At 65.2% G+C, this 5,234-nt stretch carries 4 protein-coding genes and 2 pseudogenes; 5 read left to right on the top strand and 1 reads right to left on the bottom strand.

Annotated features, from left to right (window positions below; genetic code table 11):
- The 5 genes and pseudogenes from DH10_RS31080 to DH10_RS31060 form a co-directional block, all read left to right on the top strand.
- The coding region (locus DH10_RS31080; RefSeq protein ID WP_192385696.1) for a WD40 repeat domain-containing protein at positions 1 to 976 on the top strand (976 nt) is incomplete at its 5' end.
- 78 nt (positions 977 to 1,054) lie between these two features.
- Positions 1,055 to 1,357 carry a hypothetical protein gene (locus DH10_RS31075; RefSeq protein ID WP_192247409.1) on the top strand — a complete coding sequence of 101 codons (303 nt, stop codon included), beginning with the start codon at positions 1,055 to 1,057 and terminating at the stop codon, positions 1,355 to 1,357.
- 54 nt (positions 1,358 to 1,411) lie between these two features.
- Positions 1,412 to 1,495: pseudogene (locus DH10_RS38360) on the top strand (hypothetical protein); the annotation flags it as partial.
- Positions 1,496 to 1,568: 73 nt separating this feature from the next.
- Complete coding sequence (locus DH10_RS31065) at positions 1,569 to 2,534, top strand: SEL1-like repeat protein (RefSeq protein ID WP_192385695.1); 966 nt, start codon at positions 1,569 to 1,571, stop codon at positions 2,532 to 2,534.
- Positions 2,535 to 2,728: 194 nt separating this feature from the next.
- The gene (locus tag DH10_RS31060) at positions 2,729 to 4,753 is read left to right on the top strand and encodes an amidase (RefSeq protein ID WP_192247415.1); all 2,025 of its coding nucleotides are present in this window, start codon (positions 2,729 to 2,731) and stop codon (positions 4,751 to 4,753) included.
- A 210-nt stretch (positions 4,754 to 4,963) separates the two neighbouring features.
- Here the strand turns inward: DH10_RS31060 and DH10_RS31055 are convergent.
- Positions 4,964 to 5,234 (bottom strand): annotated as a pseudogene (locus tag DH10_RS31055) (MFS transporter); the annotation flags it as partial.

Genomic DNA, 5,234 nt, shown 5'->3' with positions numbered 1-5,234 from the left:
GCAGCCTGAAATGGCCACGCCGCCTGAGACGGTGGCGCCGCTCCCGCCGCAGCCCTCGGCGCAGCCGACCGCGCCGGAGGGCCATCGTGACGCTGTAGTCTGGCTGGCGGTGTCGGCAGACGGGCATGAGATCATGAGCGCCAGCACCGACCGCATGATCAAGCTCTGGGACATCGACGGCAAGCGCCTGATCCGCAATCTGGGCGTCCATAAGGACATGGCGCGCACCGCGCTCTTCATGCCGGACGGCAGAACCGCGCTCACCGCCGGCGACGACGGCGAGATCGCGCAGCGCCAGCTGTCCGACGGCGCGGTGCTGCACGTCTTCTCCTCAGGGCAGAACGGCGGCGTCAACAAGCTCGCCGTCAGCCCCGACGGTAAGCGCGCCGTCAGCGGGCACGACACCGGCTCCGTCATCGTCTGGGATCTTGAGAAGGGCACTGTCCTGCACCTGCTGCCCGGCCATGACTGGTCGGTAAGCGCCGTCGCCGTCTCACCCGACGGCACCAAGGCGTTGACCGCCAGCATCGATGGCGAGCTGAAGCTGTGGGACATAGTCGCCGGCAAGCAACTGCGCAGCTGGCTCGGCCACGACCGCGGCGCTTACGGTGCGCTCTTCACGGCCGACGGCCATCATGCGGTGACCGGCAGCGGCGACTACACGATCAAGCTCTGGGACCTGGATAGCTTCAAGGAAGTGCGCCGCTTCGACGGCCATTCCGGTACCGTCTATGCGCTGGCGCTGTCGGCGGACGGCAAACGCCTGGGCTCCGTCTCGCTCGACGGCACCGCCAGGCTATGGAACATGGACACCGGCGCCGAGATCGCCGAGTTCGACCCCGGCACCGGCCCGATATACGCGGTCGCCTTCGCCGCCGACGGCACGCTGCTGACCGGCGGCATCGACCGCACCATCCGCGACTGGCCGGCAGCAGGCGGGGATGGCACGGTGCTGTTCGCTGGGGCGCCGGAGTAGCTTTTTATTACAGCGTATATTTCAGAACGGCCCAGATTGCGCTATCAACTACTGTTGATTGCAAATGGGCGGGTGATCTTGAGCAATTTCGAATGGCCACCTGGGTCGCAGACGAAAGTCTATAGCCCGCGTTTGCCGCGTCCCGGGCCATTGCTGTGCCTCGCCTTGGTAGTCCTGGCCGTCTATGTCCTGTTCGGGCCGGTCAAAAACTACTATGTGCAGTGGTCTGCCATAAGAAAGATGCAGGCCGCCTTCCTGGCCAAAGACTATGGTGAAGAGTTTCGACAGCTTTCGCTGCTTGCTAACATGGGCAACGTGGATTCGCAGGGCTATCTAGGCGCTATGTACTGGCGCGGCGAAGGAACCGCGCAAAACGACTAGCAGGCGGTCTATTGGTGGCGCAAGTCCGCTGACGGAGGAAATGCGGAGGCTCAGGCCGCGCTTGGTCAGGCTTATTCTCTGGGGCGCGGTGTCGCGAAGGACGATCAGCTTGCCGCCAGTTTGGCGAAAAAAGCGGCCGACAAGGGCAATGCTAATGGCGAATACCAGCTCGGCGCTCTGTACTTTCGGGGCCAGGGGCTGACCAAAAGCGATGAGCAGGTGGCGCAAGGCGGTCGATGCGGGGAGCGTCGAGGCCGCTTACAGTCTCGGTCAGGTTTACTTCGACGGCCAGGGCGTCAAAAAAGACGACAAAATGGGAGCGATGTGGACCCGCCGGGCGGCCGACAAGGGGCATCCAGAAGCCGCCTATGTCCTCAGCAAGGCTTACAAGTTCGGTCTAGGAGTCGGCAAAGACAGCCAGCTCGCAGCCATATGGGCGCGCAAGGCTGCGGATCAGGGGAACGCGAATGGCCAATACATGCTCGGCGTTCTCTACCATGAAGGTGAAGGGCTGGCGCAGGACGAGAGGCTGGCATTTCAATGGTGGATGAAGGCCGCGATCAGCGGCGTTCCCCAGGCGCAGTATAGCGTTGGAAGCGCTTATACGCTCGGAAAGGGCGTGGGCAAGGACGACGCTCAAGCTGCAGCGTGGTATCGCAAAGCGGCCGAGCAAGGCGACGTTCAGGCGCAGTCGGCGCTGGCAGCCGCTTATTCAACGGGCAGAGGTGTTGCCAAGAGTGACGCGGACGCGGCGTCTTGGTGGTTGAAAGCAGCCAACCAGGGCGACGCCAGCGCGCAGTCGAATCTTGGAGTCGCCTATTCAAAAGGCATTGGCCTGGTCCAAAGCGATGCGAATGCGATGCTTTGGTGGCTGAAGGCGGCCAAGCAGGGGCATGTTTCAGGTCAGTTGGGGGTTGGATACGCCCACGCCAATGCCAAGGGCGTAGCCAGGGACCTCAAAGCAGCCGAGTTCTGGTGGCTGGAGGCGGCAAAGGCCGACAATGTCGATGCTGAGTTCGGTCTTGGGACGCTCTACTATTTTGGGATTGACGGCAAGCCAAACTACCGCGAAGCGGCCAAGTGGTTCCTCAAGGCAGCGGAGCACGGCAACGCCCAGGCCAAGACCTATATCGAGCTTATGAAGCAGAACGGCCAGTTCGACAGCAAGACGTTGTGATCGCGTGCAAAGCTGCGAGCATCGCGAACATTAACAAGCGCTGGCGCGGTCTAAGCCGTCGGCAGGACAGCATCTCCCTCTGCCGGTCCATCCTCCACCGCAGGCGAAACCCATCGCGACATCTAATCTCCCCCTTGCGGTATAGACATCCGGCAGGGCAAGAGGTGACGGAAACGCCAACCTAACAGCCAATCATGTCCACACTCCACCTCGTCGAAGCCTCGATCGCCGACCTGCGCCGTGCGTTAGAAGCGGGCACCGTCACCAGCGTCGAATTGGTTGGCGCATATCTGCGGCGCATTGCCCATTACGACCGCCACGCCATCGCGCTCAACGCCGTGCCGATCCTCAATCCAAAGATGTTCGAAGAGGCGGAAGCTTCCGACCGGCGGCGCCGAGAGGGCAAAACTCTCGGGCCGCTCGACGGTATCCCTTACACCGCCAAGGACAGCTACAAGGCGAAGGGCCTAACGGTCGCCGCCGGCTCGCCGGCCTTCGAGTATCTGGTCGCCACCGAGGACGCATTCACCATCGCCCGGCTGCGCGCGGCGGGCGCGGTGCTGATCGGGCTCACCAACATGCCGCCGATGGCCAATGGCGGCATGCAGCGCGGCGTCTATGGCCGCGCCGAAAGCCCGTACAATGCCGACTGGCTGACCGCCGCTTTCGCCTCAGGTTCGTCCAATGGCTCGGGCACGGCGACGGCCGCGAGCTTCGCCGCCTTCGGGCTGGGCGAGGAAACCTGGTCGTCCGGCCGCGCGCCGGCCTCCAACAACGCGCTTGTCGCCTACACGCCCTCGCGTGGCGTGATCTCGGCGCGCGGCAACTGGCCGCTGGTGCCGACGATGGATGTGGTGGTGCCGCATACGCGCACTGTTCCCGACATGCTGGAACTGCTCGACGTGATCGTCGCCGACGATGCCGAAGCGAGGGGCGATTTCTGGCGCGTGCAGCCCTGGGTGCCGATCCCGCAAGCCTCGACGCTGAGGCCGGCAAGCTATGCCGGGCTGGCGTTGCAAGGCGCGCTCAAGGGCAAGCGGCTCGGCGTGCCGAAAATGTATATCGGCAAGGACGCCGGCGCCGAGCGGCCGATCGAGACCCGCGCTTCGGTGCTGGAGCTCTGGCGGCAGGCCGCGCGTGACCTGGAAGCGCTCGGCGCCGAGGTGGTCGAGGTCGATTTCCCCGTCGTCTCCAATTACGAGCGCGACCGGCCGGGCGCACGCTCCATGGTCGATCGCGGCCTGGTGCCAAAGGAGTTTGCCGCCCGCGAGATCTGGGATCTCTCGATCTGGTCGTGGGACGATTTCCTGCGCGCCAATGCCGATCCGGCCATCCCCGATCTCGCATCTGTCGATGGCCCGAAGATCTTTCCGCAGCCGCCGGGCGCGCTGCCCGACCGCTACGGCGACGACGGTTTTGACCTTGCCGAATATGTCGAGCGGGCGAAGCAAGGCGTGGCGCCGCTGCAAGAAATTCCCACCATGGAGGAAGGGCTGAAGGGTCTGGAGGCAACGCGCCGCGTCGATTTCGAGGAGTGGCTGCAGGCGAACAGGCTCGATGCCGTGGTGCTGCCCGCCGCCGCCGATGTCGGCCCGGCCGATGCCGACGTCAACGAGGCCTCCGCCGAGCTCGCCTGGCGCAACGGCACCTGGGTCGCCAACGGCAATCTCGTCTGGCGCCATCTCGGCATCCCGACGGTGACGGTGCCGATGGGCACCATGCCCGATATCGGCATGCCGGTGGGCCTGACCTTCGCGGGCAAGGCCTATGACGACACGGCGCTGCTGCGCTTCGCCGGCGACTACGAGCGCGCCACCCAGCGCCGCACCGTCCCGCCGCGCACGCCGGCGCTGGCGGATGATGTGTTCGCAGAGAGCAGGGGCGCTGGAGGTCGCGCCGGCGATGAGTCGCTCACGCTTTCGCTGGTTGCCGAAACGGTTCGCGCTGGCGACACCGACGAGATCGCGATCGCGCTGGAGATCGATGCTGCCGGCACGGGACCGGATGCAGCCACCGTCAAGGTCCACGTAAACGGTGAGCCGGTCCTCATGCAGGCGGATGGCAGCCGCTACACCGGTCGGGTCGTGTTGCCGGCCTCGACACATCAGGGCTTCCACAGCGTCTGGCGCGGCTCCTATGGCTCGATCGTCACGGCGATCGTGCGGTTGCCGGATGGATGCGTAGCGGGGGCTTATGTGGTGACAGGCGGGATTGGCTGAGGCGCCGAAACTGCTGATCTCCCCCTTGTCGGGGAGATGGCCGGCAGGCCAGAGGGGGGCGCTGTCCCGCCGGCGTCTCAGTTAACTTGGCAACCAGTAGTGACGTGTCTCGCAAGAGACAAATGCGCGAAGTAGCGTTCCTTCGCGCCCCCCTCTGCCCTGCGGGGCATCTCCCCGACAAGGGGGAGATCAGCAGTTCAGGCGCCGCTGCTACTCCACCCAATCCACCACCAGCGCGACCACCCCAAACGCCGCCCCCGCCGCGCACACGGCATTCCATCCGCCCCACGCCCAGCTAATCCCCGCCAGCAGCGACCCAACCGCGCCGCCGAGGAAGAATATCCCGACGAAGAGCCCATTGAGCCTCCCGCGCGCCTTCGGCTGCAGCAGGTTGACGGCGCGGCGGCCGAGCGTCTGGTCGCCGGTGACGCCGATGTCGAGCAGCACGGCGCTGGCGCCCATCAGCGCGAGCGGCAGCCAT

It is taken from the genome of Mesorhizobium silamurunense, from assembly GCF_014843825.1.
GTDB classification, from domain to species: Bacteria; Pseudomonadota; Alphaproteobacteria; order Rhizobiales; family Rhizobiaceae; genus Mesorhizobium; species Mesorhizobium silamurunense.
Note: the sequence above shows the minus strand (reverse complement) of the source record. Positions and strands in the feature narration are given on the sequence as shown.